This is a genomic window from Streptomyces sp. ASQP_92 (genome assembly GCF_025399895.1).
Lineage (GTDB): Bacteria > Actinomycetota > Actinomycetes > Streptomycetales > Streptomycetaceae > Streptomyces.
Genome location: NZ_JAODUA010000059.1, coordinates 1 through 836, shown reverse-complemented (window position 1 = coordinate 836; position 836 = coordinate 1). Strand labels below are relative to the sequence as shown.

At 67.7% G+C, this 836-nt stretch carries 1 pseudogene; it reads left to right on the top strand.

Annotated elements, in window-relative coordinates:
* A pseudogene (locus N4G70_RS36885) lies at positions 1-814 on the top strand (IS5 family transposase); the annotation flags it as partial.
* Positions 815-836 lie beyond the last annotated feature (22 nt).

Genomic DNA, 836 nt, shown 5'->3' with positions numbered 1-836 from the left:
CCTGGGCGACCGTCTACGGACGCTTTCGCGTGTGGCGGGATGCGGGTGTGTTCACCGCTCTGCTGGAAGGCCTGATCGCCCAGGGGGCCGGCGCCGGCAGGACGGGCTTGTCGCTGGTCAGCGTGGACTCCACCACGGTCCGCGCCCACCACGATGCCGCGGGCATGCGGGTCAGCAAGCACCTCATGAAGACCTTGGAAGAAGCCGTGCGGGAAGAGGAGACAGCCCGCCAAAAGGGGGCGACTCGGAGGAACAGAACGGACACGACGAACGCCGGCGCATCCGGCGCCGACACAGGATCCGCCTGAAGCAGGCCCTGCTCGGCAGGTCCCGGGGCGGTCTCACCAGCAAGATTCATCTCGCCGCGGACCGCCAGTGCCGTCCGCTCGCGCTGGTCCTGACCGCCGGGCAGGCCGGGGACAGCCCGCAGTTCATCCCCGTGCTCAAGAAGGTGCGGGTGCGCCTGCCCGTCGGCCGCCCTCGCACAACACCCGGCGCGGTCGCCGGGGACAAGGCCTACTCGTCCCGCGGTAATCGCGCCTACCTGCGCAAACGGGGAATCAAGGCGGTCATCCCAGAGAAGAAGGACCAGGCCGCCAACCGCAGGAAGAAGGGCGCACGAGGCGGCCGGCCCATCAGCCACGACGCTGACCTCTACAAGGAACGGAACACCGTCGAGCGTCTGATCAACAAGCTGAAAGCCTGGCGAGGCATCGCCACCCGCTACGACAAAACCCCGGACAGCTACCTCGCCGGCCTCCACCTCCGCGCCGCCATGATCTGGATCGACGACCTCGTGAAAACCGCCGACTGATCACAACATCACACACGCCCTA